The following is a 26,597-nucleotide window of genomic DNA, read 5'->3' as shown; positions in this document are numbered from 1 at the left end:
CCGGGAGGAATGTATTCGATGCGACCTTGCGTGGGTTGAGCGGGTCGCAGGGGCAAGCCCCGGTTTCGCAGCGGATCATCCAGGATGACCGCCCTGCTTACAGCCTGTCCGGACTGCGCTCTTTCAGTCCGAACCGCCACACACCTTCGGTATCCGGCATGGGTTGCCGGATGCCATTAATCTGCTTACAGCATGCCCGCAATGGCAGCCTTCATCTCGGATGGCCAGACACCGACTTGTACCTGACCTATGTGCTCTTTTTGCAGCAACAGCATGGCCAGACGGGATTGGCCTATGCCGCCACCTATGGTTTGCGGCATCCGCTCGGCCAGCAGATCCTGGTGCCAGTCGTACTGCAGGCGATCCTCGTCCCCTGTAATGGCGAGCTGGCGGCGCAGGGCCTCGGCGTCCACCCGGATCCCCATGGAGGAGATCTCGAAGCTGTCTTCCAGCACAGGGTTCCACACCAGGATGTCGCCGTTCAGACCCGCCAGACCCAGTTCGCTCTTGCTGCTCCAGTCGTCATAGTCAGGGGCACGCACGTCGTGGCGCTCGCCGTGGGAGAGGGCACCGCCGATGCCGATGAGGAAGACGGCTCCCAGCTCCTTGGCGATGGCCCGCTCGCGCCCCTTGGCATCGAGGTCCGGGTAACGGGTCAGCAGCGCTTCACTGTGGAGGAACTGGATCTCCGCCGGCAGGAAGGGGGTCAGCTCATGCTCGGCGCAGACGGCGTGCTCTGTGGCCTTGATGGCGGCCCAGATGCCGCGCACCGTCTCCTGCAGATAGGCCAGATCCCGGCGCTCGCTTGGCATCACCTTCTCCCAGTCCCACTGATCCACGTAGACGGAGTGGATGGGGGTGAGTCTGTCTTCATCCGGGCGCAGCGCCTTCATGTGGGTGTAGATGCCTTCACCCGGGCCGAAGCCAAAGCGACCCAGGGTATGGCGCTTCCACTTGGCCAGGGAGTGCACCACTTCGTAGCTGTGCTCAGGCAGCGTCTTCACCTTCACTTGCACCGCATTCTCGTGGCCGGAGAGGTTGTCCTGAGTGCCATCACCGACCCGGCTCAGAATGGGGGCTTGCACCTCCATCAGACCCAGTTGCTGGGCGAGCTGGCGGGAGAACATCTCTTTGACGAAGCTGATCTGTTGTTGGCTGCGAATGTAGTGCTGTTTCATGGGAAATACCTGTTTCAAACCCGTTGGATGTGGCGATTCTTCAACAGATTGCGCACTAAATTCAATATTCGATAATAGAAATAGGCTTTACGCATTTTTTTGTTCAAAATATCCGGGTGTTTGCTGAGAGATCGTCAACGGGAGTGCAAAAAAGTGTCGGAAAATTATCGGATCGATAATCTCGATCAGGCCATCCTCACCGCCCTGATGGAGAATGCGCGGCTTCCCTATGCGGAGCTGGCTAAACAGCTGGCGGTCAGCCCGGGCACCATTCATGTGCGGGTGGAGAAGATGAAGCAGGCGGGGATCATAGAGGGGACCCGGGTGCAGGTGAATGCCAAGAAGCTGGGTTACGACGTCTGCTGCTTTATCGGCATCAACCTCAAGAGCGCCAAGGATTACCCCTCGGCCCTGGCCAAGTTGCAGGCGCTGGACGAGGTGGTGGAGGCCTACTACACCACGGGCCACTACAGCATCTTCATGAAGGTGATGACCCGCTCCATCGACGAGTTGCAGACAGTGCTGATCCACAAGATCCAGACCATAGACGAGATCCAGTCCACCGAAACCCTGATCTCGCTGCAAAATCCCATCCTTAGAGATGTGAAACCCTGATCTCGCTGCAGAACCCGATATTGAGAGACGTGAAGCCCTGACCCTAGGGATCAGGGCTCGAGATAGGGGATGCCGTATTTGTCGTAGAGGGCCTTGAGGCGGCCGTCATGCTTCATATGCAGCAGTTCGGCGTCATAGGCCGCCATCAGGGCCGGAGTGTCGGCATCGGCCCGGGAGCGGGTCCAGACATTGAAGTAGGGACTGGTCTTGAGGGGCCTCGGCAGGTAGCCGAGCTTGCCCTCCAGCCCCTCTTCCCTTATCTGGGTGAAGGCGGTGACCAGGGACATGGGGACCAGATCGATGCGCCCGGCGATCAGCTTGCGCAGTTGCAGCTGGTTGATGGGGATCGCCTGGAAGCGATAGGCCGGATCGGCCAGGGCTGCCGTCAGCTCGGGGGTGTAGGAGAAGTCCTTGGTGACACCTATGCGCCAGGGCTTGAGATCGGCCAGGGTCTGGTAGTGGATCTTGCTCATGTCGGCCTTGCGCACGAAGAAGTGCCAGCTGTGGCGGATATGGGCCTGTTTGGGGTAGAGCAGGTAGCGCGTTCGCTCCGGCTTGTAGGAGTGGCTCAGCAGCAGGTCATAGACGCCGCCCTCGGCGTTGCGGGTGAGTCTGGCACCGGAATCGAGCAGCTCTATCCTGATAGGGACCTGGAGGACGCCAAAGATGGTGGTGACCAGATCCACATCCAGCCCCCGTGGCTGTCCTGTCTCATCCAGCCACTTCAGGGGGGGCTCAAGAAGGCCGCCAATGACCAGCTCCCTGGCCGACAGCCAGCAGGGCAGCAGCAAACAGAGCATGAGCAAGACTCGCAAATCACATCTCCTGAACACTCGGGGCTGGTTTATGCGCAACGGGGTATAGTGACCGGCAGATACCTCAATAGAGACGACCCCGGATGGCAAACCCTGAAGTAGAAAGCGAACTGGATGGCATCGACAGGCTCTCTGTCTGTCTCTATCGTCTCGGTCTGAGTCTGACAGCTTTGCTGCTGTTGTGTCGAGGGGTTGGTTTGCTGGGAGGGCCGGCACCGCTGTCGCCTTCCATCTGGCTGACCATGCTGGTGGTGGCCAGCGGCCTGTGCGGATTCTGCCTGCACATTTATGACAAGCGGGTCCGGTTTTTCCTGCAGGGGCTGGCCTGGGGCGGATTGATGCTGGCCGCCTGCGGCGCCCCCGCCCTTCTGGTGCTGGGGGTGGCCTTGGCCACCCTCAGTGGCCTGGCATTCAAGGAGCAGTTCTGCTTCGCCATCCCGGGTATCAGGCTCTTGCCTCTGTTGTTACCCCTGCTATGGCTGCTGGAGTGGACCCGCTTCGCCTGGGCCACGGCCCTGGTTGCCCTGGTGAGCGGCTTGCTGCTTGGCCTGCTCAGTCTGGCCAAGTGGCGCATGCCCCTGCATTTCGATATCGGCGATCGGGGACGCTACCAGCTCTAGGTGGCCTGGCACTGCTTCATCTGCGCGTTGAGGGCCTGCATCACCTGCCGGCGGTTGATGATGCCGACCACCTTGCCCCCTTCCAGCACCGGATAGACCTTGGGCCTGGCCCCCGTCATCTGGCGGGCGAGATCCAGGATGCTGTCGTCCGGGCTGACGAACAGCGGGGTGCGGCTCATCAGATCCTCCACCCGGGTGCGGCTGTCGCAGTGATAGCTGCCGGTGAGCAGGCTGGGGATGCAGTCCTGCTCGGAGAGAAATCCGATCAGCCGTTTCTGGTCATCCAGCACCGGCAGGCCGCTCGCGTCGGCCTGATGGAGTCTGTCGAGGGCCTCGGCCAGGCCGAGTTGCGGGCTGAGGGAGTGGGTCAGGCGGCTCATGTGATTGCGGATCTGCAGCATCTGGGTGGCTCCAAAAGGGTTAAAGTGGTGTCACTATGTCCCCTGGACGGCGGACGGGGCCAATGGCTTGTGCCGTGGAGATTGATAGGCAGGGCCCCGGTTCGGCAAGCACTGACAAAAGGAGAGGTTATGCGTGCATTGGTAACGGGCTGCGGCCGTCGGCTGGGATTCTACCTGTGCGAGCAGCTGGTGGCCGCGGGCTGGCAGGTGACGGGCAGCTATCGCAGCGAGCGGCCCGAGCTGGCCCGCTTGCGAGCACTGGGGGTGGAGCTGGTGCAGGCGGATTTCGCCCTGGAAGAGGATGTGGCCCGCCTTGTCACTGCGCTGGGTGCCCATGACGATCTGGCTCTGATCATCCACAACGCCTCCGCCTTCGAGCCACAGGCGGCGGAGCCGGCAGCCCAGCTGGCCCAGTTCGAAAAGTTCTACCGGGTGCATATGGCGGCGCCATTTCAGCTGAATCGCGCGCTGGCACCCAAGCTGGCAGGCAATCCCAACGCCAGTATCATCCACATCACCGACATCTACATTCACGCCCCGGCGCCCCAGTTCGCCGCCTATGTGGCCACCAAGGCCGGGGCGCATTCGCTGGCCATGAGCTTTGCCCGGGAGCTGGCGCCCGCGGTGCGGGTCAACACCATAGAGCCCGGCCCCATACTGTTCCTCGATGAACATGGGGACGCCTGGCGCCAGCAGGTGCTGGCCCGGACGCCGCTGGCGAGGGAGGGGGGGCTGGAGCCCATCTGGCAGGCAGTCAGGCTCTTGATGACAAACGACTATATGACGGGGGCCAGCATCCGGGTGGACGGTGGCCGGGCCCTCGCCGTCATCTAGACGTCATGAGGGGCTATGGAGCTGGAGGTGGCGAAAGCTTGCTCGGGCGTTCGCCGCACTGTGCCGGGCGCCTAGTTGGGCCGAATGGTTGCCTGATGGGCAGGCAGGTCCGGGTGCACGGCGGGCAACTCCTGACGCTGTTCGGCAGCTTGGCGCAGGGCGACGGGCTGCTGGCCGAAGCTCTGCTGCGCAAACACCTTGCTGGTTTGCAGACGCAGCGTCACCTTGTGGGCGCCGACCCGTCCCCCCTCATACATCTCGGCCAGCAGATCCCTGAGATAGGCATCCACCCCGACCCCGGCGAAGGCATCCCTCTCATGGCTGGCCAGGATGTCGATGTCGAGGGGCCTGTCTGTCACCTTGCACAGGGGATTGCCGCGATCCCGCCCATGGGCCAGCTCCATGGTGACGAATTCGGCCTTCAGCTGGGCGACGGAGAGCTCGCTCTGGACGACGAACAGGCAGTTGAGAAAGTCATGGCGCGACTGCATCCCCACCGGTTTGGTCTGGATCACCGAACTCAGACGCAGCTGGCCGAAGCGGGCCAGCAGCTCTTCCACTGCCTGGCTGACATGCTGGGTAGGGTCGAGATTGGATCCAATGCTGCAGAGGTAAAACATGGTTGCCATTCCTTGGGTTGGGCTCGTCTGAAATATATACGCAGCTCACGGTTATCGGATTCACTATGAATTAACATGTCGTTATCTGTTGTGATCCAACTCTGATTGGCAGAAAGGAGGTTCATATGAGTGTGGAGATGAAGTGGGCGCTGTTGACCGCCTCAGGTGCCCTGGCAGTGATCCTGATAATCTGCCTGGCGTCCGTCGGTCTGGCGTGAATCCTGACCCCGAGTGCAATCAAACCGGCCCCCTGGCCGGTTTTGCTTTTTCATGGAGTGCGGATATGCTGGCCCACCCATGAAGAATCGAGACAGCAGAAGATGACCAAGGTTCGGCCCCGTTCCCTGCTCCAGGTGGTATTGATGGGCTTTGTGCTGGTGCTGATGCCCCTGGGGGGCATGATCTGGCACGACAGCCAGGCGCTCTCCCATCTGGGCCAGCTGACCAGCGACGAGATGGAGCGGGCGGTGCGGGATACCCGCCGGGCGACCCTGCTCACCACCCAGGCCATCGATCTGGAGCGCACCTTGCGCCGCTATGCGGTGCTGGGGGACGAACGCATCCTCGGCAGTTATCAGCAGCAGCTGGCCCGCTATCGCGAGCTGCTCGCCACTCACCGGCAATCCATCCCGGATGCCGCCGCCTACACAGATCTCGAGGCCATCCTGGCCTGGCTGGATGGCTTGCAGGATCTGCGCAAGGCCAGACAAGAAGCGACCAGCCCCAACTTCACCCAGTTCAACGAGCTCAACCAGCAGCTGGAAGTGGTCACCCGCAGCCAGGTCGATGAGCATGTGGCGGGGATGCGGGCGGCCATCGCCGAGCTGCGGAAGGAGATCTGGTGGGTGAGCGGCTTCGTGGCGGGGCTCAGCCTGTTGCTGGTGCTGCTGTTTACCTACCTCATCATCCACCCCGTGCGTCAGATTGAGTCGCGGATCCTGAGCCTGGGAGCCGGTGTCGAGCCGGACAAACGCCCGGTGGATGGCCCCGCCGAACTGGTACTGCTGGGAGAGCGGATCGGCTGGCTGCACGACAAGCTCAAGGAGCTGGAACAGCAGAAGTACCAGTTCCTGCGCCATGTATCCCACGAGCTGAAGACACCCCTCGCCGTGCTGCGGGAGGGGGCGGATCTGCTCTCCGAACAGCTGGTGGGGCCGCTCAACGGGGATCAGCAGGAGATCTGCCAGATGCTGGAGGAGAACAGCCGCCGGTTGCAGACCCTGATCGAGCGCCTGCTCGACTTCAACCGCCTCAGCCAGCAGGAGGTGTTCAGCCTGATGGCGGTGCCGCTGGCTCCCTTGTTGTCAGAATTGTCTGCGGAGTACCGGCTGGCGCTGGAATCCAAACAAATCAGTGTACACTTGCCGCCCGAGCCCATCAGCCTGCAGGCCGAGCCTTATCGTCTGCGACTCATCCTCGACAACCTGTTTTCCAACGCGGTCAGTTATGGCGCCAAGGGTGGCCAGATCTGGATCCGTGCCGGCCAGGATGCCAACGGCAGCTGGCTGGAGGTCGCCAACGAAGGGCCCGTCATCCCGCCAAACGAGCGGGAGCGGATCTTCGAGCCCTTCGAGCAGGGCAGCATAGTGCGCCAGGGGTTGTTGAAAGGATCCGGGATGGGCCTCTCCATTGCCCGCGAGTCGGCGATGAGTCTGGGGGGCGAGCTTAAATTAATTGAGGATAAACAGGCTGATGTCTGTTTCCGGTTGGATCTTAAGTGAAATTCAAGATGAAACGATTCGTTGTACCCGTATTGATGATAGGCCTGCTCTCAGGCTGTTCCCTGCTGCCATCGCGCAGCCTGACCGAGCCCTCGGAGCAGGTCCTCGCCAAGCGGATGGAGTTCGCGAACAAAGAGATGCAGGTACGCCTGCAATACTCGGACTGGTTGCTGGCCAGCCGTCCCCAGCAGCGGGCGCAGGAGCGCGATCGGCTGGCCGGTGCCACCGATCTCGAGAGCCGGGTCAGCCTGGCCATGGTCAACACCCATCCGTCCGAGTCGGTGGCGAGCCGCCGGGCCGGGCTGGATCGGCTCAAGGCCCTGCTGCCCGAGCTCGGCCTGGATGCCCAGGCCTTCCTGCGCAGCTGGATAGCCCTCGGCGAGGAGCTGCTGGCCCGTGACAGCCGCCGCGACGATCAGAGCCAGGAGGTGCAGCGTCTGCGCCGCCAGATAGAGCAGCTCTCCGCCATCGACGAACAGCTCAACCAGCGCAAGCTCAATGGGGGCGCCCAGCCATGACATGCCGAGGGCGTGCAAGGCGGGGAACCACAACAGATCTTCAGGGTAAAGGGGTGAGAGCATGAGTCGCATTCTGCTGGTGGACGACGATGCCAGCCTGCTCAAGCTGATGAGCATGCGTCTGCGCAGTCAGGGTTACGAGGTGGATACTGCCGACAGCGCCGAGGGGGCGCTGGACAGGTTGCGTCAGCAGCGGGCCGATCTGGTGCTGAGCGACCTGCGGATGGGGGGCATGGACGGACTGGCGCTGTTCGAGCGGATCCAGGCCCAGTGGCTCGGCATGCCGGTCATCATCATGACCGCCCACGGCACCATCCCCGACGCCATTCAGGCGACCCGTTCCGGGGTGTTCAGCTTTCTCACCAAGCCCATCGACAAGGACGAGCTGCTCGTCACCATAGAGCACGCCCTGAGCCTGACTCGCCCGAAACAGCAGCATGAGTGGCAGTCCCTCATCCAGACCCGTAATCCCCAGATGGAGCAGTTGCTGATCCAGGCGAGCAGCGTGGCCGCCATGGAGGTGCCCGTGCTGATCCTGGGGCCTTCGGGCTCCGGCAAGGGGGTGATGACCCAGGCGCTGCATCAGGCAAGCCGTCGTCGTGACCAGCCGCTGCACACCATCAATTGTGCCGCGCTGCCCTGGCCTGTGCTGGACTTGCAGCTGTTTGGCGAGGATGGACAGTCCGGCCTGTTCGAGCAGGCCAAGGGGGCGACCCTCTTCCTCGACGAGATAGGGAATCTGTCGGAGTCGTTGCAGGCCAAGTTGCTGCAGGTGCTGGCGGAATATGGTCAGGGCACCCCCGAGGTGCGGGTCATCAGCTCCAGCCATCAGGATCTGGTGACCGCCATGGAGGAGGGGCGTTTTCGGGAGGATCTCTTCTACCGCCTCAACGTGGCCAACATCACCTTGCCACCCCTCAGCGCCCGCAGCGAAGACATCCCCCTGCTGGCGCGCCAGGCGCTGGACGACTATCGCAGTCGCCACGACAACTGCGCCGCCCTCGGCTTCTCGCCGGAGGCGCTGGCCCTGCTGGCGGCGGCGGCCTGGCCCGGCAACGTCCGTCAGCTCTACGGAGTGGTGGAACAGCTCGCCAGCCTCTGCTGCAGCCCTGTGATAGGCGCCGCCATGGTGGAGTCGGCCCTGAGCGGTGGTGTCGGCGGTATTCCCTCGTTCAACGAGGCCCGCGCCGAGTTTGAGAAGGAGTATCTGATCCGCCTGCTGCGCACCACCGAAGGGAATGTGACCCTGGCGGCCAACATGGCGGGAAGAAACCGCACCGATTTCTACAAGTTATTGAATCGGCACGGTATCGAGGCGGCAAACTTCAAATCGAAGGGATAAGCGAGGCGGGAGCGGCCGGTCAGCGACGGGTCGCAGCCCTTGTTCAGTGGCGTAGGAGAGTGAGGTGGACAATAAAATTGAGAGGGCTGCTGCTCAGTGGCTGCGTATCCAGCGCACCAAACGCGCCTTGCCATACCTGCTTTACCAACTTGGACCGCGCCGCGAGGCCTGTGAGCTGCACCTGAAGTGGGATGGCGTGCTGCTTCCTGTCGATGATCCATGGTGGAGAACGCACTTTCCTCCCAACAGCAACGGATGCACGTGCTGGGTTCGTCAGGTTTCAAAGTATGAGCACCAGAAAATACTGGCATCAGGCAATGCCAAGACCAGCACTTCTGATGATGGCATCGAGCCTGGGTGGGATTTCAATCCTGGCTTAGGCCGAAACCCGTAGCGAGCCGTCCTAAAGCCGGGTTAAAGCCCACTTCACGCAATCAACAGTGATCAGTCTATACATTCAGGCCGGATCGACCGCGCTGTTTGCGGCCTGGGCCTTCCGGGTTTTGTCGGAGAGCCAGAGGCCGCTCGCCTTCATCAGATAGCCAAAGAGTGCGCCTATCACCAAGGATGGCAGGATAAGCCGCCACTCCCCCGCCGCCCCGAAGGTGGCGCAGCAACCGGCGAAGGTGCCGGGAATGTAGCCCAGCCACTGCTGCTTGGCCTGCACGCACATCAGGGTCGCCACCACACCCGTCATCAGATAGCCCGCCATGCCAGCCCCCCACCAGCCTTCGCCGTGGATCAGCAGCAGTGCCCACAGCATGCCGGTGGCATTGCACAGCAGGGTCTGCAGCAGCGCCTTGTAACCGCCGCTCGAGGCGAAATAGCTGGTACAACCGAGGAAGCCGACCCAGGAGATGAGGCCGAGGGCGGCGGCCAGTCCACCCCAGACGGCGGAGAGGATCCCGGTCGTGATGGCGATGGCGATCAATGGGCTCATGACATGATTCTCAGTGGTTGGATTCGGAAAAGGAGGCAGCCTACCCTTCGGCAAGGGGGCGGCAAGCAGGGGCCGGATTGTGTGTGATCTCCGTCACTCTTTTCAACTCGGGAATACGCTTGCGCTCGCGAAAAAAATTCATTGGAGGCGTTCTTGGCCTTCGACCATAGTTAGAGGCCCTGTCCTGCTCATGGAGTGAGTCTGATGGCGCCAAACGTGATAGTCCCCCTGCTGGTATTCATTCTGCTGTTCCTGGTCGGCACCATGGCCAAGGCGCTGCCTCTTTACCAGCTCATGTAAATTTGTGTGAAATAAAACTCGGCCGGGGCGGGTCTTATGGTTGTCAGCCTCATCGCCCCGGGAGTTTTCCATGTTGATCAAGCGCCGTTCCTCTCATCACCTCACCGAACAGGATGTCACGCCGGAAGCCATCTATCAGGATCGCCGTCTCATCCTGAAAGGGCTGGGGCTGAGTGCCGCCACCCTGGCGTTTCCCACCCAGGCCAGCCTGCTGGATCTCTTCTCCGCCGAGCAACCTGTGCCTGCGCCCTCGACCAGGCCCCTCGACATCAGAGCCGCCACCAGGCCCGAGGGCCTGATCCTCACCCCGGAGGAGAAGGCCATCAGCCACAACAACTTCTATGAACTCGGCACCGACAAGGGGGATCCGGCTCGCAACGCCCACTACCTCAAACCCGAGCCCTGGACGCTCAAGGTAGAGGGGGAGGTGGCCAAACCCTTTACCCTGGATGTGTGGGATCTTATCAACAAGAGCACCCTGGAGGAGCGGATCTACCGGCTGCGCTGCGTGGAGGCCTGGTCCATGGTGCTGCCCTGGAGCGGCATTCCGCTGGCGGATCTGATCCGCCGGGCCGAGCCCAACAGTCGCGCCAAGTTCGTGGCGTTCGAGACCCTCTATGATCCCGAGCAACTGCCGGGACAGGCCTCCCGCTCCCTCGGCGGCGGCATCGATTACCCCTATGTGGAGGGCTTGCGCCTCGACGAGGCGATGAACTCGCTCTCCTTCCTGGCGATGGGGCTCTACGGCAAGACGCTGCCCGCCCAGAACGGGGCACCCATCCGGCTGGTGGTGCCCTGGAAGTACGGCTTCAAGAGCATCAAGAGCATAGTCTCCATCCGCCTGGTGGAGGAGATGCCTCCCACCACCTGGAACCTGCTGGCACCGAACGAATATGGTTTCTATGCCAACGTCAATCCCGAAGTGGATCACCCGCGCTGGAGCCAGGCCAGCGAGCGCTTCATCGGCGAGGGGGGCATCTTCGGCGCCAAGCGCCAGCCGACCCTGATGTTCAACGGCTATGGCGACGAGGTGGCCTCCCTCTATCAGGGGATGGATTTGCGCAAATGGTATTGAAACTGACGCTCTGCCCGAACGGTGTCTTGCCCCCTTCTCCCCTTGCGGGAGAAGGGTTGGGGATGAGGGATGGGAAAAACATAACGGGAACTGCGATATGACGCCGAGACTGAAAACAGCCCATATCAACGGCTTGCGCCTGCTGGTACACCTGGCCTCGCTGGGCTTTTTGCTCTGGCTTGGCTATGCCGTGCCGGCCGGGTTGCTGGGGGGGGATCCGGTGCAGGGGCTGACCCACTACCTCGGCAAGGGGGCGCTGCATCTGCTGCTGCTCACCCTGCTGGTGTCGCCGCTGGCCAAACGCTGGCGCCAGGGTCAGCTCATCAAGCTGCGCCGGCCCCTCGGGCTCTGGTGCGCGGCCTGGGCCGGGTTGCACTTTATGGTTTGGCTGGGGCTGGATCTGCAGTTTGACTGGGGTCTGATCGGCGGCGAGCTGGTGAAGCGCAGTTACATAGTGGTGGGTATGGTGGTGCTGCTGTTGCTGCTGGCGCTGAGCATCACCTCGATCCCGGCCCTGCTGCGGCGCATGGGGCCAGCCTGGCAGAAGCTGCACAACTGGATCTATGCGGTGGCCCTGCTGGTGCCTGTGCACTACTGGTGGTCGGTGAAGAGTGGCTGGCAGGAGCCCCTCATCTACCTGTTGCTGGCGATGGCTCTGCTGTGGCCGCGGCGAGAGAAGCTGCTGCGTCCCTGGCGCCAGCGCCGGCAGCAACGCCAGAAACTGAAAGAGGCCTAATCGGCCTCTTTTTTGGTGATCTCTCCGCTGTAGGCATCGACCTGCAGTTGCACCCGCCTATCGTCGGCATCCAGGGTTTCCACCTCGAATTTGTCCCCTTCCAGCTCGACTTCCCGAATGTCGTGGTACCCTTGGGCCAGCAACAGCTTGACCAGGGCCGGCATGTCGAGACGCGTCTGAGCCGCCCAGCCAAGGGTGGAAAAAAGGCAGAGGATCAGCAGGATACTGCGTGGGATCATATTCATTCCGGATTCATGGCTGGCACACTATAAACGGCATTATGTTAGGTTTTGAGAGATGAATCACCCATGAATAGCGCGCTGCCCCTGCTTGGATTGCTGCTGCCGATGCTGGTCCAGGCGGCCCAGCCGAATGAGGCCTTGCTGCAACAGGCGGTCAGCGAGGGGCGGATCCGGCCTTTTCATGAGCTGATGGAGGTGGCTTCCCGCCTGCCGGTGCGCGTGCTGCGCGTCGATCTGGGGGAGGAAGACGGGGTCTGGCTCTATGAGCTCAGGCTTATCGACGACGAGAACAGCGTCATCAAGGTGGGCTATCGCGCCGACAACCTGGAGATGGTGTGGCTCAAGGGCCATCATCTGGAGCGCCTGTTCGAGCCTCGCCCGCCCCCGGAGGAGGAGTGATCCGCCCTATGCTCCCCGCCCTGATGACTCGTCCCCCAATCGCCGCCGCGACAGGCGCAACTCTGCTTTGGATACCCATTTATGCGAATTCTGATAGTTGAAGATGAAAAGATCCTGGCAGGCCAGCTGGCGGAACAGCTGCGCCTGTCCGGGTTTGTGACCGATCTCTGCCACGATGGCAACGAGGCGGGTTTTCTCGGCGAGACCGAACCCTATGACGCCATCATTCTGGATCTCGGCCTGCCGGGTCGCGATGGTCTGAGCGTGCTCAAGGAGTGGCGCAGCAAGGGGATAGACACCCCTGTGCTGGTGCTGACCGCCCGTGGCCAGTTGCACGAGAAGATAGAAGGGCTCAACGCCGGGGCCGATGACTACCTCACCAAGCCGTTCCAGGTCGCCGAACTGGTGGCCCGGGTGCAGGCCCTGGTGCGCCGGGCGGCGGGCAATGCCAGCTCGATCCTGGAGATAGGCGGGGTGCGGCTCGACATGGCGGCGTCCCAGGTATGGTACGAAGGCACCCCCATCAAGCTGACTGCCCACGAGTTCCGGGTGCTGGGTTACCTGATGCAGCACAGGGGCAAGGTGGTGTCGCGCAGCGAGCTGATCGACCACATCTATGCCCAGGATTTCGATCGCGACTCCAACACGGTCGAGGTGTTCATCGGCCGGATCCGCAAGAAGACCCACGCCGATCTGATCGAGACGGTGCGCGGTCTCGGCTACCGGATCAACGAGTGAGACGGACGCTGATGCTAGCACGGCAGGGGGTCGATGAATGAGGCTGGTGCGTACCCTGCGGGGACGGCTGGTGGCTATCGCCCTGGTCTGGTGCGGGCTCTTCCTGTTCGCCACCGGCTTCAGCCTGCAGACCATGATGCGCAACTACTGGCAGGAGGCGGAAGCCGACGGCCTGAGGTTGCAGCTCTACGATCTGCTCTCTCGCCTCGAGATCCAGCCCGATGGTCTGCCTGTGGTCACCGAGCCCATGGCGGATCCCCGTTTCCGCCAGCCCTATTCCGGTTATTACTGGCAGCTTGAGCTGGGGGATGCCGTGGTCAGCCGCTCCCGCTCCCTGTGGGATGTGCACCTGAGCGCCCACGGCCTGAAGTCGGCCTTCGGGGATCCGGATCTCTTCGTCGGCAAGGGGCCCAACAAGGAGCCCCTGCTGATCATGACCCGCACAGTGCTGCTGCCGGGCTCTGACAAGGTGTTTACCCTGGTGATGGCCAAGGACAGCAGCGCCCTGACCCAGACCCTGAAGAAGACCCGGATCAGCCTCTTCTTCGGTCTCGGCTTCGCCGCCGCCGGCCTGGTGCTGGGCTTCATGTTCCAGATCGTCTACGGCCTGCGTCCGCTCCATCTGCTGCGCCGCGAGCTGGGCCGGGTCCACCAGGGTCATCAGGAGGGGTTCCGGCTGCGCTATCCGCTGGAGATCCAGCCGCTGGTGGAAGACATCAACCGGCTGCTGCACCACTACAGCGAGCTGCTGCAGCGAGCCCGCTCCCACACCGGCAATCTGGCTCACGCCCTCAAGACGCCCCTCAGCATAATGCGCAATCAGGTGGCCCAACTGCCCCCCGAGGATCAGGCCGCCATCGGCGAGCAGCTCGACCAGATCCAGCGCCACATCGACTATCACCTCGGCAAGGCGCGGGTCACCGGGGCCGCCAAGATCCTCGGGGTCTCGACCCCGGTGCGGGCGAGGGTGGAGTACATCTGCCGCGCCTTCTCCCGTCTCTACCCGGGCAAGACGGTGGACCTGCAGGTGCCGGCCAACCTGGCGGTCGGGGTGGAGGAGCAGGACTTCGACGAGATGGTGGGCAATTTGCTGGAAAATGCCTTCAAATGGTCGGCCAGCCAGTTGCGCATCTCCAGCGCCGAGCTGGGGGGCTGGATCACCCTGCGTATCGAGGACGACGGCCCCGGCATGAGCGAGGATCAGATAGCCAAGGCGGTGCTGCGCGGGGTGCGCCTCGACGAGAAGGTGCCGGGTTCCGGGCTCGGCCTCAATATAGTGTCAGACCTGGCCGAAGCCTATCGTGGCAGCCTCATCATGGGGCGCGCCGAGCTGGGGGGGCTGGCAGCCTCGCTCTCGCTGCCCAAGGTGGCCAGGGTCGACGGTTAATGCACAGATGAGTGAGGCGTCCCGGCATGGGCCGCTCGGGCCCGGGTCGTCCTCCGAGGTAGCATGGGGGGCGCACCAGGCATAAGATATGGGTCCTTATTTCAAGCGGTAGGAAGGGTAGCAATGACTGACGATCCATGGGCGCTGTGCCATCTCGATGATTCGTTCGATGCCTCGGTGCTGGGTACCAAGGGGGCCCAGATCCAGTGGTTTGAGGACAGGGAGTCCCTGATCCAGTTCTTGCTGGAGGACTTTGTCGATCTGCTGGCCGATGTGGGCGAACTGGATGAGGATCAGACCGAGAGCGCCCGCGAGCGCTTCACCCTGCTGGTGGAGCAGAGTCAGGACGATCGCACCCTGATGGATGCCATCAACGATCTCGCCTCCGGCCTGCGCCGCATCGCCTGGCTGGGGCCGCTCTCGGAGCTGGCCGAGATCAGCGACGACTTCGCGAGCGGCCTGCGCGCCTTCTTCTGGACCCAGTATGATGGGGACGAGGATGACCCCGAAGCCTGGGTGCCGGAAGATCTCTGGCCCCAGCTCGTTGAGTGTGCGGAAGAGTACATGGTTGAGGGAGACTTCTGATCCACCTTGTCTGCGCTCTGGCGGCAAAGCGGGTGGAGTGTGCACAAGGGTAGATGGTGGAGGGAGACTTCTGAGTCACTCCGAAAACCGCGATATAAAACGGCGCCTTATGGCGCCGTTTTTGTCTTCATCCCGGCATCAGGCGTGGGCCGGTACCTCATGGGCTGTGTTGACGAGCTCTGGCCCGCTGTACTTCTCGATCTGCAATTGGGCCATGTGACCGCAGTTGCCTTGCGCCAGGCTGGAAGAGCCCTCGTCGAAGGTGAGGCAGTTGACGTTGCCGTTCTTGCAGATGGTGCCCACCTCACCCGGTTTGGCCGGATCGAACCAGGCCCCTTCGCAGATCCGCACCACGCCGGGGCGAATGTCTTTCGAGAGCAGCGCCCCGACCAGGATCTGGCCGCGCTCGTTGAAGGCGCGCACCAGGTCCCCATCCTGGATGCCGCGTGCCTTGGCGTCGTCCGGGTGGATCAGTATGGCCTCCCGATCGGCGATGGCGAACTTGTCCCGCAGCGGGGTGTTGTCCAGCTGGGAGTGCAGTCTCTGGGTGGGGTGCGAGGTGTTGAGGGAGAGCGGATAGCGCGCTGCCACCTCGCTCTTCACCCACTCCTTGGGTTCATACCACTTGGGGTGGCCGGCGCAGTCGGCATAACCCATGCCAGCTACCGTGTTGGAGAAGATCTCTATCTTGCCGGACGGGGTGCCGAGCGGGTTGAGCAGCGGGTTCTCGCGAAAATCGGCGTGGCGGATCCACTGGCGGTTCGCCTCGGGGATCGGGAAGCGAATGTAGTTGTTGGACTCCCAGAACATGCTGAACGGCGGCAGCGCCACCCGGGCACCCCGGGCCTGGGCGGCCATGCCGTCGTACATCTGCTTGAGCCACAGCATCTCGTCCTTACCTTCGGTGTACTGCTCCTGCACACCCAGCTTGGCGGCGATGGCGCTGAAGATGTCGAAGTCGTTGCGGGACTCGTGCTGGGGGGGCACGCACTGGTGCATGGGGAACACATAGCGCTGGGAGTAATCGCCCCCCATCTCCAGATCGTTGCGCTCGTAGCTGGTGGTGACCGGCAGCACTATGTCGGCATGCTTGGCGGTAGCCGTCCAGTAGGGCTCGTGGACTATCACAGTCTGCGGCTTGCGCCAGGCTTTGAGCAGGTTGTTGGTGTCCTGATGGTGGTGGAAGGGGTTGCCGCCCGCCACATAGACCAGCTTGATGTCCGGATAGGTCACCTTGCGGCCGTTGAAATCGATGGTCTTGCCCGGATTGGCGAGACAGTCGGCGATGCGGGCCACCGGGATGGGTGCCGGGCTGTTCTTGGGGGCGTTGCCGGCGGAGATACCCGCCAGGATCCCACCCTTGGCGGTGGGGCTGCCACCGGAGGAGTAGTGGTAGCTGAAGCCGTAGCCGCCCCCCGGCAGGCCGATCTGGCCCAGCATGGCCGCTAGCGTGATCAGCATCCAGTTCGGCTGCTCGCCGTGGTGCTGACGCTGCATGCCCCAGCCGGCCATGATCATGGTGCGCTTGGCCGCCATGTCGAGGGCCAGCTGGCGAATGACCTTGGCCTCGACACCGCAGACGCTGCTCGCCCACTCGGCACTCTTCGGCTGACCGTCGTCCTTGCCGAGCAGGTAGTCGAGGAACTTGTCGAAGCCGACGGCGTAGCGATCGAGGAAGGCCTGATCGTGCTTCTTCTCGCTATAAAGGGTGTGGGCCACCCCCAGCATCATGGCCACGTCTGTGTAGGCGTTCGGGGCTATCCACTCGGCGTTGGCCAGCTTGGCGGTCTCGTTGTAGACGGGATCTATGCTGATGACGCGGGTGCCCTTCTCCTTGAGGGCCTTGAAACCGGCCTGGCCCTCGTGATCCGGCATGTTCCAGCTGTTCTTGAGGGTGACCTGGGCGTTGACCCCCCAGAGCACCACCAGTTCGGCGTGCTCCACCACGTTGGGCCAGGCGGTCTGCTGCTCGTACACCTCGATGGAGCCCATCACGTGGGACATGATCACCTGGGCCGCGCCTGTGGAGTAGTCACCGGCATAGCCGGTGAAGCCGCCACTGAGGTTCATCAGGCGGTGTAGCAGGGTGCGGCTGTTGTGGAACATGCCGACACTCTTCCAGCCGTAGGAGCCTGCGTGGATCGCCTGGGGGCCGAAGTCGCCCTGGACCCGCTGGATCTCGCCGGCCACCAGTTCGATGGCCTGCTCCCAGCTCACCCGCACCCACTCGTCGGCGCCGCGCAGCTCCGGCTTGGCGCCCGGGCCGTGCTCCAGCCAGCTCTTGCGCACCATGGGGTACTTGATGCGGTTCTTGGCATGGACCTGGAACGGTGCCATGTCGATGAGGTCATTCGGTGCCGGATCATCGGCCACCGGCTGGACCCGCACCATGCGGCCATCGGCGACTATGGCTTCGAAGGCTCCCCAGTGGGCGCCGGTCAGTATGCCCTTCTGGGCGGGGACCAGGGTGGGGAACTGCTCCAGCGCCGTGCTGATGGCCTGGGCCAGGGCGTGTTTCGGGAACAGGGCACCGAGCAGAGGCAGGGCGGCACAGGCCCCCAGGCCCTTGAGCAGGCTGCGGCGGGACAGATTGGTCTGTTGATCATTGAAAAAAGTCATATCGAATTCCTCTGTTCCAGCCTTAGTGTGCCGCGCTCATGTCACTGGCGTGTTTCTGCACGTATTGGGTCAGCATGCGAGCCTGCTCCGGGGTGAGGGAGGTGCGGGATTCCATGCCCTTGATGACGCCTATCCACTGGTTGGCATTGAAGTGATCCAGCGCGGTCAGACCGTGGCAGCCGGTACAGTTGTTGGACATCAGGGTGGAGGCGTATTGCCACAGCTTGCCCTGATCGCCGATGAGCTGGGCCTCGTCCACCCAGGCGGTCAGCTTGACCTGATGCCAGGTGAGGTTGGTGGCGCTGTCGGTCTCGCTCTTGCCGGTGACCAGCGCCTGCTTGGCGGCATCGCCGACCAGCACGCTCAGGATGCGTTTGCCGGGGGCGGCGTAGAACACCTCGCTCACCCCGTCCTGCTGCCAGCCCTCGATCTGCACCTGGGCGCGGCCGTTGTCGTTGGCCAGCACTTCCACCTTGGTCGACGGCATCAGGGTGCCTTCGTCCGTGGTGGCCTTGGCATCGAGGAACAGGGGCGTGGTGGCGATGGCGTAACGGGTGGTGACGCTGGCCGGGGTCTGGGCCGCGGCAGCCGCCAGTTCACTGGCGCCGGCGGCTGCCAGACCGCTCATGTCAGGCATGATGTGGGCGACGCCGCGGTGGCAGTCGATGCAGGTCTGGCCCTCCTTGATGGCGACCGGATGCTCGGCGCGGGCGTTCGGGCGCTGGGCCAGAATGTCCATGGCGGCGTAGCTGTGGCAGCTGCGGCAGGTGGCGGAGTCATTGGCCTTGAGCTGATCCCAGACCGTCTGGGCCATGCGCAGCTTGTGGGCTTCGTATTTCTCAGGAGTGTCGAGGGTGCCGATCGCCTCGTGATAGATGTCCTTCACGGCGCGGATCTTGGTCCAGAGGTAGGAGGCGGGCTCATTGGGAATGTGGCAGTCGGCGCACTCTGCACGGATCCCCTTCACGTTCTGGAAGTGGACGCTGCCCTGATACTCGGCGAGCGGTGTCTGCATGGAGTGGCAGGAGACGCAGAATTCGGTGGAGCTGGTCTTGTGCAGCACTGTGACTGTCACTCCCAGTGCCGCGACGCCCAGCAGGGCTCCGAGCAACAGGAGCCAGAACCAGGTCTTTCTCAACATTTTTCCAAGCATGGCGGCAGTGTCCTTCGAATCGGGTATTACCAATATAGTAGTAGTCTTGACGGGTGAGGGATTGACCTCGGTTATGCTTTTTATTCTTTAAATTGGTTTTTCTTGGTTTTAAATTTCATAAAGACGTTTTTGTTTGAATTAAAATCAAACCCAGATGGTTAACTTTGTTAGTTTAGCCTTATTTGGCTCTCTTTTGGTCATCATATCCGTACGAATGATGCTGGAAACGGCACTGTCGCGACGTTTTGTTCTCCAGTGCGACTTTCTGGCTCGGAATGGGCCGGTGTTGGGCTTTACGAAAGGCTCGATATATACTGTTTGCATATACAGTGATCAGGTTTGTCAGTCATGCGACTCTTTATTGCCGAAAAGCCCAGCCTTGGCCGCGCCATCGCCGATGTTCTGCCCAAGCCCCACAAGAAGGGGGAGGGCTTCATCGAGACGGCGCAGGGAGACGTGGTGACCTGGTGTATCGGCCACCTGCTGGAGCAGGCGGAGCCCGATGCCTATGATGCCGCCTACAAGCAGTGGCGCATGGAGCAGCTCCCCATAGTGCCGAGCCAGTGGCAGCTGGTGGCCAAACCCAAGACCAGGAGCCAGCTTGCCGTGATCAAGCGGCTCATCAAGCAGGCCGACTGCGTGGTCAATGCCGGTGACCCGGACAGGGAAGGGCAACTGCTGGTGGACGAGGTGATCGATTTTCTCGGCTACCCCAAACTCAAGCCGGTGCAGCGCTGCCTCATCAGCGATCTCAACCCCCCCGCGGTGCGCCGTGCCCTCGACAAGCTGCGGGACAACAAGGAGTTCGTACCGCTGGCGGTCTCGGCGCTGGCCCGTAGCCGCGCGGACTGGCTGTACGGCATCAACATGACCCGTGCCTATACCCTGCTCGGGCGCAAGGCCGGCTGCAGCGAGCTGCTCTCGGTCGGCCGGGTGCAGACGCCGCTGCTGGGGCTGGTGGTGCGGCGGGATCTCGAGATAGACGCCTTCGTGCCCAAACCCTTCTACGAGGTGCTGGCCCATGTGGTGACGGAGCGCAACGAAGGGTTCAGCGCCAAGTGGCTGCCTTCCGAGGCCTGTGCGCCCTGGCAGGACGAGGAGGGGCGGGTGCTCAACCGGGCGCTGGCTGCCAAGGTGGTGGAGCGCATCCAGGGTCAGCCAGCCCGGGTGGAGGAGGTGGAAGAGCAAGCCCGCAAGCAGGCGGCGCCACTGCCTTACAACCTCTCCAGCCTGCAGATCGATGCTGCCAAGCGGTTTGGCATGGATGCCAAGCGGGTGCTGGATGTCTGCCAGAGCCTCTACGAGCGCCACAAGCTCATCACCTACCCCAGATCAGACAGCCGCTATCTGCCGAGCGATCACTTCAATCGGGCACCCCAGGTGCGGGATGCCATAGCCGCCACGGCCCCGGCCCTGGCCAAGGCAGTGAGCGAGGCAGATGGCAAGCTGCGCAGCAAGGCGTGGAATGACGGCAAGGTGGATGCCCACCACGCCATCATCCCCACCGAGAAGCATGGCAACCTGGCCAGCCTCTCCGCCGACGAGGGCAAGCTCTATGGCCTGGTCGCCCGCCAGTACCTGCTGCAGTTCTATCCGCCGTTCGAATACAACGACAGCCGGGTGTTGCTGCGCATCGCCGGTGGCCTGTTCCAGGCCAAGGCGCGGCGCATCCTCAAGGCGGGCTGGAAGGCGCTGCTCGGGGTCGAAGAGGACGATGAGGAGGAGGCGGGCACCCTGCCGGCCCTGCGTCAGGGCGAGGAGCTGCGCTGCGAGCGGGGCGAGCTGCTGGAGAAGATGACCCAGGCTCCCAAGGCATTCACCGACGCCACCCTGCTGGCCGCCATGACGGGCATAGCCCGCCATGTGCAGGATCCCGAGATCCGCAAGATCCTGCGCGAGACAGATGGCCTCGGCACGGAGGCGACCCGGGCCGGCATCATAGATCTGCTGTTCAAGCGCCGCTTCCTGGTGCGGCAGGGCAAGAGCATCAAGGCGACCCCGACCGGACGGGCCCTGATCCAGGCATTGCCTGCCACTGCCACCACGCCGGACATGACGGCGCTGTGGGAGCAGCACCTCGGCCGGATCGCCGAGCGTCACGCCAGCTACCAGCAATTTATGGGGCCGCTCACCGATCAGCTCAACGGCCTGATTGAGGGGGCCAGGCAGGATTCGGGAGCCAGCTTCAGCGCCCTGCCCAAGGAGGCGCCGGGGGCCAGCAAGCGGCGCTTCAGCCGCAAGAGTTCGTCGACCAGTGGCACCGGTGCGGCGCCCCGCAAGGGGGCGGGCAAGCGCCCGGCCAGAGGCAAGGCCGCCTGAGTGGCCTGGTGCCATTGCGGCGACATGAAGCGTAAAAAGAGAGAGGGGCCCTGGGCCCCTCTCTCGATCCGGTTCTGGCGGCCGATCAGCCGGTATAGACGCCCTCTTCCGGGTAGCGGATCCGGGTCTCGCTCGGTCTGGCCAGCATCAGCGCCAGGGTCAGCGGCCCGAGACGGCCGCAGATCATCACCAGCACCAGGATGAGCTTGCCCGGCTCGCTCAGGGAGGCGGTGATGCCGGTGGAGAGGCCGACGGTGGCAAAGGCCGAGACGGTCTCGAACATGATCTTGTCGAAGGGCAGCGACTCCGTGAGCATCAACAGGAACATGGCCAGCATCAACACCATGGTGCTGACGATGATGATGGCCAGGGATCGGGTCACTATCTGGGGTGACAGGGTGCGGCCGAAGGCGGTGACATGGGGACGCTTGGTGAGGAAGGCCCGGGTGGCCAGCAACACCACGGCGAAGGTGGTGACCTTGATACCGCCCCCCGTCGAGGTGGCACCAGCACCGATGAACATCAACATCATCATGAACAGCAGGGAGGCGGGTACCATCTGGCCAATGTCCACCGTGTTGAAGCCTGCCGTGCGCGCCGTGGCCGACTGGAAGAAGGCCGCCATTAGCTGGCCGCCGGGCCCGGCGTTGCCGAAGGTGGCGGGATTGTTGTGCTCCAGCAGCCAGAACATCAGGGTGCCCAGCAGCAGCAGCCCCGGGGTCATCAGCAACATCAGCTTGCTGTGCAGCTTGAGCTTGCGCCAGCGACGGTTGCGCACCAGATCGACGATGACGGTAAAACCCAGGCCGCCGAGGATGAGCAGGGCCGGTATGGTCAGGCTGATGATGGGGTCGTCTCTGTAGTCGATGAGGTTGTTGGCAAACAGCGAGAATCCGGCGTTGTTGAAGGCAGAAACCGCATGGAAGAAGCTGACGTAGAGGCCATGGCCCCAGCCCATCTCGGGCACCCAGCGAATGGCCATGATGGCGGTGCCGATCAGCTGGGCAATCAGGGCGAACAGCACTATGCGCTTCACCAGCTGGATGATGTTGACCGATCCCTCCTGGCCCAGTGCCTCCTTCGCCAGTACCTGCTGGCGCAGGCCGACCCGCTTGCTGAACATGGCGATGAGCAGCAGGGTCATGGTCATCTGGCCCAGGCCCCCTATCTCCATCAGCATCAGCAGTATGATCTGCCCTTGCAGGGTAAAGGCGGTGCCTGTATCCACCACCCCTAGCCCGGTCACACTGATGGCCGAGGTCGCGGTGAACAGGGCATTGATGAAGGTGACCTCGCCGTTGTGGCTCGAGGGCTGCACCAGAAACAGGGTACCGACCAACAAGATGATGAGAAAGCTGCCCAGGATCAGCCTGGCTTCACTCCAGCGGGACTCGGTATCCCTGTACAGGGCGAAGGCGTAGTTGCTGCGCCAGTTGATCATAGGGTGTCGAGCCAGTGATCGATAGCGTGCTTGTTGCCGGCCAGGATCAGGATGTCACCGAGCTGCAGCTCCATCTTGCCGGTCAGCACGTTGTGCAGCACCTCACCGCGCTTGATGGCCAGCAACTGGAAGTCGCTCTGTTGCAGCAGGTGCAGATCGGCCAGGGTACGGCCGTTCTGTTGCAGACCGATCACGAATTCGGTCAGCACCATGTCGTGTCCCAGCTCCAGATAGTCGAACAGCCGGTTGTCCAGCATGCTCTGGGCGACCCGGCGACCCATGTCCCACTCCGGGTTGATCACCTTGTCGGCGCCCACCTTCTGCAGGATCTTGGCGTGGAACTTGTCACGCGCCTTGACCCATACCTTCTTCACCCCGGCTTCCTTCAGCACCAGCGTGGTGAGTATGCTGGTCTCCAGGCTGTCGCCGATGGCGACGAAGACGATGTCGAAATTGGCCAGTCCCAGCTCGGCGACCGTGGCCTCATCGGTGGCATCGGCCACTATGACGTGATTGCACAGGGTTGCTATCTGGCGGGTCTTGCTCTCGTCGATATCGATGGCCAGCACCTCGGCATTCTGCAACTGCAGCTCTTCACACAGTGCGCTGCCGAACAGGCCGAGGCCGATGACGGCGAATTGATTGTTCATTCATGCTTCCTCAACGGGCTGAAGGGCTTACTTTACTCCAGCGGTTTGAGTCCGAACAGTACCCGGGTTTTTCGTCCCGGGGGATCTGGGGTAAACTGCGCCCTTGCCCTTGTCGGAACACGCAGATGAAACTCACTCCCCATGCCCCCTTGGCGGCCCTCAATACCCTGGGTTTGGAAGCACATTGCCTCTGGCTGGCCGAAGTGGCCCAGTTGGATGATCTTTGCCAGTTGCGGGCCAATTCGGAGCTGAGCGCCTTGCCGCGCCTGGTGCTGGGTGGTGGGAGCAACATCTTGTTCTGCAATGATTTTGCCGGTCTGGTCGTGCTCAATCGGATGAAAGGCATAGCGCTGCAGGATGACGACAGCCACTGGTTGCTGCACGTGGCGGCGGGGGAGGAGTGGCATCAGCTAGTGTGCCATGCCCTGCAACAGGGCTGGCATGGGCTGGAGAACCTGGCGCTGATCCCGGGCACAGTCGGTGCGGCCCCGGTGCAGAACATAGGCGCTTACGGGGTCGAACTGGCCCGGTTCTGTGCCTATGTGGAGGCATTCAACTGGCAGAGCGGCGAGGTGGAGCGCATCGCCGCAGCCGACTGTCAGTTCGGCTATCGTGACAGCATCTTCAAGCACGATTATCAGGACACCCACTTCATCACCGCCGTCGGGTTGCGCCTGCCCAAGGTCTGGCAACCCGTGATCGGCTATGGCCCCTTGGCGGCCCTCGGCGAGCACCCAGGTGCGCAGGCCATCTTCGACACCGTCTGTGCCACCCGCATGGCCAAGTTGCCGGACCCTGCCGTGCTCGGCAACGCGGGCAGCTTCTTCAAGAACCCCGTGGTGCCAACCTCGGTGGCGGATGCACTCAAGGGGCAATATCCGCAGATGCCCTGCTACCCGGCCGGGGAAGGGCAGGCCAAGCTGGCGGCGGGCTGGCTCATCGATCAGTGCGGGCTCAAGGGCTTTGCCATCGGCCGTGCCGCCGTCCATCAGGAGCAGGCGCTGGTGCTGGTCAACCTCGGGGGCGCCAGCGCCATGGAGCTCATCGCCCTGGCGGCCCATGTCCGTGACAGCGTGGAGCACAAGTTCGGTGTCGTGCTGGAGCACGAGGTGCGCTTCATGGGGCTCACCGGCGAAACCTGGCTGGACGAGGTGCTGGCATGACCCTAACTCCCGTCAGACAGACCCTGATCACCCTGCTCAGCGATGGCCAGTTTCATTCCGGCGAACAGCTGGGGGAGCAGCTCGGCATCAGCCGTGCGGCTGTGAGCAAGCACATGGCCGCCCTCAAGGAGCTGGGGCTGGATCTGTTCAGCCTGACCGGCAAGGGGTACCGCCTGGCGGTTCCCATGGCACTCTATGATCAGGCGCAACTGCAGGCCCTGGCCCCCATGGCGCCGGTACACTGCTTCTCGGTGATCGACTCCACCAACCAGTATCTGTTTGAGCGGGTCAACCAGCTGAGCGCCGGCGAGAGTTGCCTGGCCGAGTGCCAGACCGCCGGTCGGGGGCGTCGTGGCAAGCCCTGGGTCTCGCCGTTCGGTTGCCAGCTGATCCTCAGCATGTACTGGCGGCTCGAGCAGGGCATGGCGGCCGCCATGGGGCTGAGTCTGGCGGTGGGGGTGGCCGTGGTGGAGGTGCTGGAATCCCTCGGCTACCCCGGGGTGGAGCTCAAGTGGCCGAACGATCTCTATTACCAGGGCCGCAAGCTGGCGGGCATACTGGTGGAGATGAGCGGCAGCGCCGGCGCCAGCTGCCATCTGGTGATCGGCATCGGCCTCAATCTGGCGATGCCGAGCCAGCAGGGGGAGAAGATCGATCAGGCCTGGTCAGAGCTGCGCCAGGTTCAGCCCGAACTGGTGGATCGCAACCAGCTGGCGGCCTGCGTACTCCTGCATCTGCAAGAGGCCATGCAGACCTTCGAGCAGAGCGGTCTGGCGAGCTTCGTCGAGAGCTGGAACCGGCTCGACTACTTTGCCGGCCAACCGGTGAAGTTGCTGATGGGGGAGCAGGTGATCCGCGGCATAGCCCGGGGCATCGACGATCGTGGTGCCCTGCGGCTGGAAACGGACGAGGGAGTCAAACTCTATCTGGGGGGAGAGATCTCCCTGCGCCGGGGCGACTGAGCGAGACTGGCTCATGAGAACCCAATAGAAGAGGGGGCCTGCGGGCCCCCTCTTCGTTATCCGGCGACCCGCTGCGGTCACTTGCGCAGCTTGATCTGCTCGATGGCGTGCTCTTGTCCCTTGGTCAGGATCAGGTTGGCCCGCTCCCGGGTCGGCAAGATGTTCTCTTGCAGATTCAGATAGTTGATGTCTTGCCATATGTTGCTGGCAATCTCGGTCGCCTCGCTTTCCGCCAGTTTGGCATAGTGGTGGAAGTAGGAGTCCGGATCCGAGAAAGCCCCGCTGCGGAACTTGAGGAAGCGATCTATGTACCAGGCGCGCAGCAGCTCGGCGTCGGCGTCCACATAGATGGAGAAGTCGACAAAATCTGACACGAAGACCCTGTGGGGCTCCTGGGGGTAATCCATGCCGCTCTGCAGCACGTTGAGCCCCTCCAGGATCAGGATGTCCGGCTGCTCCACCACCTTCTTCTCATCGGGCAGGATGTCGTAGATAAGGTGGGAGTAAACCGGCGCTTCGACCTTCTCGTGACCCGCACGAATATTGGCGACAAACTCCACCAGATGGCGGATGTCGTAGGATTCCGGAAAACCCTTGCGGCGCATCAGCCCACGCTCTTCCAGCTCCTTGTTGGGATAAAGGAAGCCATCCGTGGTGACCAGCTCTACCCGCGGGTGCTCGGGCCAGCGCTCCAGCAATGCTTGCAGGATGCGGGCCGTGGTGCTCTTTCCCCCCGCCACGCTGCCGGCGATGCTGATGATGTAGGTGCCCTTGCCGCGAGACTGGCCGAGAAACTGCTCCAGCACCCGACTGCGGCGCTGCTTGGCCTTGACGTAGAGATTGAGCAGGCGGGAAAGGGGCAGATAGATCTCTTCCACCTCGCGCAATGACACCTTCTCGTTGATGCCACGCAGGGTGTGCAGGTCCCTCTCGGTCAGGGTCAGGGGGACCGCATCGCGCAATAACGCCCATTGTTCGCGGGTGAATTGCAAATAGGGGTTATGCTCTGTCGTCATGGTGTCATCACTGTTTCTTGGGCAGGGCGACCATACACCAAGGGATCGGGAGCGACAAGGGACGCGTCCGGTTGGGACTGAGGAGGAGCGTTTTTTTGCATAGATCCCGGCAATAATGCACATTTTGCAGGGCGCAGTGGTTGCATCCCCAAAATCCTTACCATAAAATGCGCGACGCTTGGATGTCTGTCGTCTATTTGCCCAGCAA

The 26,597-nt window shown here is 62.7% G+C and carries 28 protein-coding genes; 17 read left to right on the top strand and 11 right to left on the bottom strand.

Annotated elements, in window-relative coordinates; all coding sequences use genetic code 11:
- Nucleotides 1–185: 185 nt before the first annotated feature.
- On the bottom strand, nt 186–1,178 hold the full coding sequence (gene asnA / locus Aeroheme_RS19405; protein WP_411166399.1) for an aspartate--ammonia ligase: 993 nt from the start codon (nt 1,176–1,178) through the stop codon (nt 186–188).
- Between the two features lie 153 nt (nt 1,179–1,331).
- Between asnA and asnC the strand changes: the two genes are divergently transcribed.
- A complete protein-coding gene (gene asnC / locus Aeroheme_RS19400) occupies nt 1,332–1,793 on the top strand; it encodes a transcriptional regulator AsnC (RefSeq protein ID WP_106885545.1) in 462 nt (153 codons plus the stop codon).
- A 50-nt stretch (nt 1,794–1,843) separates the two neighbouring features.
- Here asnC and Aeroheme_RS19395 read toward each other — a convergent pair whose 3' ends face one another.
- The gene (locus Aeroheme_RS19395) at nt 1,844–2,608 is read right to left on the bottom strand and encodes a substrate-binding periplasmic protein (RefSeq protein ID WP_411166398.1); all 765 of its coding nucleotides are present in this window, start codon (nt 2,606–2,608) and stop codon (nt 1,844–1,846) included.
- A gap of 83 nt (nt 2,609–2,691) precedes the next feature.
- On the opposite strand from Aeroheme_RS19395, the gene Aeroheme_RS19390 reads away from it, so the two are divergent.
- Nucleotides 2,692–3,228: a DUF2301 domain-containing membrane protein gene (locus Aeroheme_RS19390; protein WP_411166397.1), complete on the top strand. Its 537-nt coding sequence runs from the start codon at nt 2,692–2,694 to the stop codon at nt 3,226–3,228.
- Here the strand turns inward: Aeroheme_RS19390 and Aeroheme_RS19385 are convergent.
- Nucleotides 3,225–3,629 carry a CBS domain-containing protein gene (locus Aeroheme_RS19385; protein WP_106885548.1) on the bottom strand — a complete coding sequence of 135 codons (405 nt, stop codon included), beginning with the start codon at nt 3,627–3,629 and terminating at the stop codon, nt 3,225–3,227. The genes Aeroheme_RS19390 and Aeroheme_RS19385 overlap by 4 nt on opposite strands.
- Nucleotides 3,630–3,758: 129 nt before the next feature.
- Here Aeroheme_RS19385 and Aeroheme_RS19380 point away from each other — a divergent pair, with 129 nt between their 5' ends.
- Complete coding sequence (locus Aeroheme_RS19380; protein WP_411166396.1) at nt 3,759–4,463, top strand: SDR family oxidoreductase; 705 nt, start codon at nt 3,759–3,761, stop codon at nt 4,461–4,463.
- Between the two features lie 71 nt (nt 4,464–4,534).
- Here Aeroheme_RS19380 and Aeroheme_RS19375 read toward each other — a convergent pair whose 3' ends face one another.
- Entirely contained in the window at nt 4,535–5,083 is a 549-nt protein-coding gene (locus Aeroheme_RS19375) for a 2-amino-4-hydroxy-6-hydroxymethyldihydropteridine diphosphokinase (protein ID WP_411166395.1), read from the bottom strand.
- Nucleotides 5,084–5,208: 125 nt separating this feature from the next.
- Between Aeroheme_RS19375 and Aeroheme_RS19370 the strand changes: the two genes are divergently transcribed.
- The 5 genes from Aeroheme_RS19370 (at nt 5,209) to Aeroheme_RS19350 (ending at nt 9,058) form a co-directional block, all read left to right on the top strand.
- Nucleotides 5,209–5,301, top strand: a complete 93-nt coding sequence (locus tag Aeroheme_RS19370) for a YnhF family membrane protein (RefSeq protein WP_106885551.1) — start codon at nt 5,209–5,211, stop codon at nt 5,299–5,301.
- 102 nt (nt 5,302–5,403) lie between these two features.
- A complete protein-coding gene (locus Aeroheme_RS19365) occupies nt 5,404–6,804 on the top strand; it encodes a sensor histidine kinase (RefSeq protein ID WP_234690740.1) in 1,401 nt (466 codons plus the stop codon).
- 8 nt (nt 6,805–6,812) lie between these two features.
- Nucleotides 6,813–7,322, top strand: a complete 510-nt coding sequence (locus Aeroheme_RS19360) for a hypothetical protein (RefSeq protein ID WP_411166394.1) — start codon at nt 6,813–6,815, stop codon at nt 7,320–7,322.
- 61 nt (nt 7,323–7,383) lie between these two features.
- Nucleotides 7,384–8,664: a sigma 54-interacting transcriptional regulator gene (locus Aeroheme_RS19355; RefSeq protein ID WP_106885553.1), complete on the top strand. Its 1,281-nt coding sequence runs from the start codon at nt 7,384–7,386 to the stop codon at nt 8,662–8,664.
- 64 nt (nt 8,665–8,728) lie between these two features.
- On the top strand, nt 8,729–9,058 hold the full coding sequence (locus tag Aeroheme_RS19350) for a phage minor head protein (RefSeq protein WP_394293524.1): 330 nt from the start codon (nt 8,729–8,731) through the stop codon (nt 9,056–9,058).
- Between the two features lie 63 nt (nt 9,059–9,121).
- Here Aeroheme_RS19350 and Aeroheme_RS19345 read toward each other — a convergent pair whose 3' ends face one another.
- A complete protein-coding gene (locus tag Aeroheme_RS19345; RefSeq protein ID WP_106885554.1) occupies nt 9,122–9,604 on the bottom strand; it encodes a DUF1097 domain-containing protein in 483 nt (160 codons plus the stop codon).
- 370 nt (nt 9,605–9,974) lie between these two features.
- Between Aeroheme_RS19345 and msrP the strand changes: the two genes are divergently transcribed.
- Together msrP and Aeroheme_RS19335 are read left to right on the top strand one after the other, a co-directional pair.
- On the top strand, nt 9,975–10,979 hold the full coding sequence (msrP, locus tag Aeroheme_RS19340; protein ID WP_411166393.1) for a protein-methionine-sulfoxide reductase catalytic subunit MsrP: 1,005 nt from the start codon (nt 9,975–9,977) through the stop codon (nt 10,977–10,979).
- A gap of 97 nt (nt 10,980–11,076) precedes the next feature.
- The gene (locus tag Aeroheme_RS19335) at nt 11,077–11,715 is read left to right on the top strand and encodes a protein-methionine-sulfoxide reductase heme-binding subunit MsrQ (RefSeq protein WP_411166392.1); all 639 of its coding nucleotides are present in this window, start codon (nt 11,077–11,079) and stop codon (nt 11,713–11,715) included.
- On the opposite strand, the gene Aeroheme_RS19330 is transcribed toward Aeroheme_RS19335, so the two are convergent.
- Nucleotides 11,712–11,960 carry a PepSY domain-containing protein gene (locus Aeroheme_RS19330; protein WP_111910906.1) on the bottom strand — a complete coding sequence of 83 codons (249 nt, stop codon included), beginning with the start codon at nt 11,958–11,960 and terminating at the stop codon, nt 11,712–11,714. The genes Aeroheme_RS19335 and Aeroheme_RS19330 overlap by 4 nt on opposite strands.
- Nucleotides 11,961–12,023: 63 nt before the next feature.
- Between Aeroheme_RS19330 and Aeroheme_RS19325 the strand changes: the two genes are divergently transcribed.
- From Aeroheme_RS19325 to Aeroheme_RS19310, 4 genes are all read left to right on the top strand, one after another.
- Complete coding sequence (locus Aeroheme_RS19325) at nt 12,024–12,356, top strand: PepSY domain-containing protein (RefSeq protein ID WP_025328631.1); 333 nt, start codon at nt 12,024–12,026, stop codon at nt 12,354–12,356.
- An 81-nt stretch (nt 12,357–12,437) separates the two neighbouring features.
- Nucleotides 12,438–13,094 (top strand): response regulator transcription factor, encoded by a 657-nt coding sequence (locus Aeroheme_RS19320; protein ID WP_025328630.1) that lies wholly within the window; start codon nt 12,438–12,440, stop codon nt 13,092–13,094.
- 37 nt (nt 13,095–13,131) lie between these two features.
- Nucleotides 13,132–14,481 (top strand): sensor histidine kinase, encoded by a 1,350-nt coding sequence (locus Aeroheme_RS19315; protein WP_411166391.1) that lies wholly within the window; start codon nt 13,132–13,134, stop codon nt 14,479–14,481.
- A gap of 123 nt (nt 14,482–14,604) precedes the next feature.
- On the top strand, nt 14,605–15,066 hold the full coding sequence (locus Aeroheme_RS19310; protein ID WP_106885558.1) for a hypothetical protein: 462 nt from the start codon (nt 14,605–14,607) through the stop codon (nt 15,064–15,066).
- A gap of 138 nt (nt 15,067–15,204) precedes the next feature.
- Here Aeroheme_RS19310 and torA read toward each other — a convergent pair whose 3' ends face one another.
- Nucleotides 15,205–17,685, bottom strand: a complete 2,481-nt coding sequence (torA, locus tag Aeroheme_RS19305) for a trimethylamine-N-oxide reductase TorA (protein WP_411166390.1) — start codon at nt 17,683–17,685, stop codon at nt 15,205–15,207.
- A gap of 22 nt (nt 17,686–17,707) precedes the next feature.
- Nucleotides 17,708–18,838, bottom strand: coding sequence for a NapC/NirT family cytochrome c (locus tag Aeroheme_RS19300; RefSeq protein ID WP_111910908.1), 1,131 nt, complete (start codon nt 18,836–18,838; stop codon nt 17,708–17,710).
- Nucleotides 18,839–19,186: 348 nt separating this feature from the next.
- Here Aeroheme_RS19300 and Aeroheme_RS19295 point away from each other — a divergent pair, with 348 nt between their 5' ends.
- On the top strand, nt 19,187–21,157 hold the full coding sequence (locus Aeroheme_RS19295) for a DNA topoisomerase III (RefSeq protein WP_408837439.1): 1,971 nt from the start codon (nt 19,187–19,189) through the stop codon (nt 21,155–21,157).
- 85 nt (nt 21,158–21,242) lie between these two features.
- Here the strand turns inward: Aeroheme_RS19295 and Aeroheme_RS19290 are convergent, their stop codons facing one another.
- Complete coding sequence (locus Aeroheme_RS19290; protein ID WP_163148416.1) at nt 21,243–22,598, bottom strand: TrkH family potassium uptake protein; 1,356 nt, start codon at nt 22,596–22,598, stop codon at nt 21,243–21,245.
- Complete coding sequence (locus Aeroheme_RS19285; RefSeq protein WP_106885563.1) at nt 22,595–23,248, bottom strand: potassium channel family protein; 654 nt, start codon at nt 23,246–23,248, stop codon at nt 22,595–22,597. Before Aeroheme_RS19285 ends, Aeroheme_RS19290 begins: the two co-directional genes overlap by 4 nt.
- Nucleotides 23,249–23,373: 125 nt before the next feature.
- Between Aeroheme_RS19285 and murB the strand changes: the two genes are divergently transcribed.
- Nucleotides 23,374–24,411, top strand: a complete 1,038-nt coding sequence (gene murB, locus Aeroheme_RS19280; RefSeq protein WP_404835599.1) for a UDP-N-acetylmuramate dehydrogenase — start codon at nt 23,374–23,376, stop codon at nt 24,409–24,411.
- Nucleotides 24,408–25,373 (top strand): bifunctional biotin--[acetyl-CoA-carboxylase] ligase/biotin operon repressor BirA, encoded by a 966-nt coding sequence (gene birA / locus Aeroheme_RS19275; protein WP_411166389.1) that lies wholly within the window; start codon nt 24,408–24,410, stop codon nt 25,371–25,373. Before murB ends, birA begins: the two co-directional genes overlap by 4 nt.
- A 77-nt stretch (nt 25,374–25,450) precedes the next feature.
- Here birA and coaA read toward each other — a convergent pair whose 3' ends face one another.
- Entirely contained in the window at nt 25,451–26,389 is a 939-nt protein-coding gene (coaA, locus tag Aeroheme_RS19270; protein ID WP_106885566.1) for a type I pantothenate kinase, read from the bottom strand.
- Nucleotides 26,390–26,597: the final 208 nt, after the last annotated feature.

This window comes from Aeromonas sp. DSM 116730 (genome assembly GCF_046581335.1).
Lineage (GTDB): Bacteria > Pseudomonadota > Gammaproteobacteria > Enterobacterales > Aeromonadaceae > Aeromonas > Aeromonas rivipollensis.
This window is presented reverse-complemented; position numbering and strand designations above follow the sequence as displayed.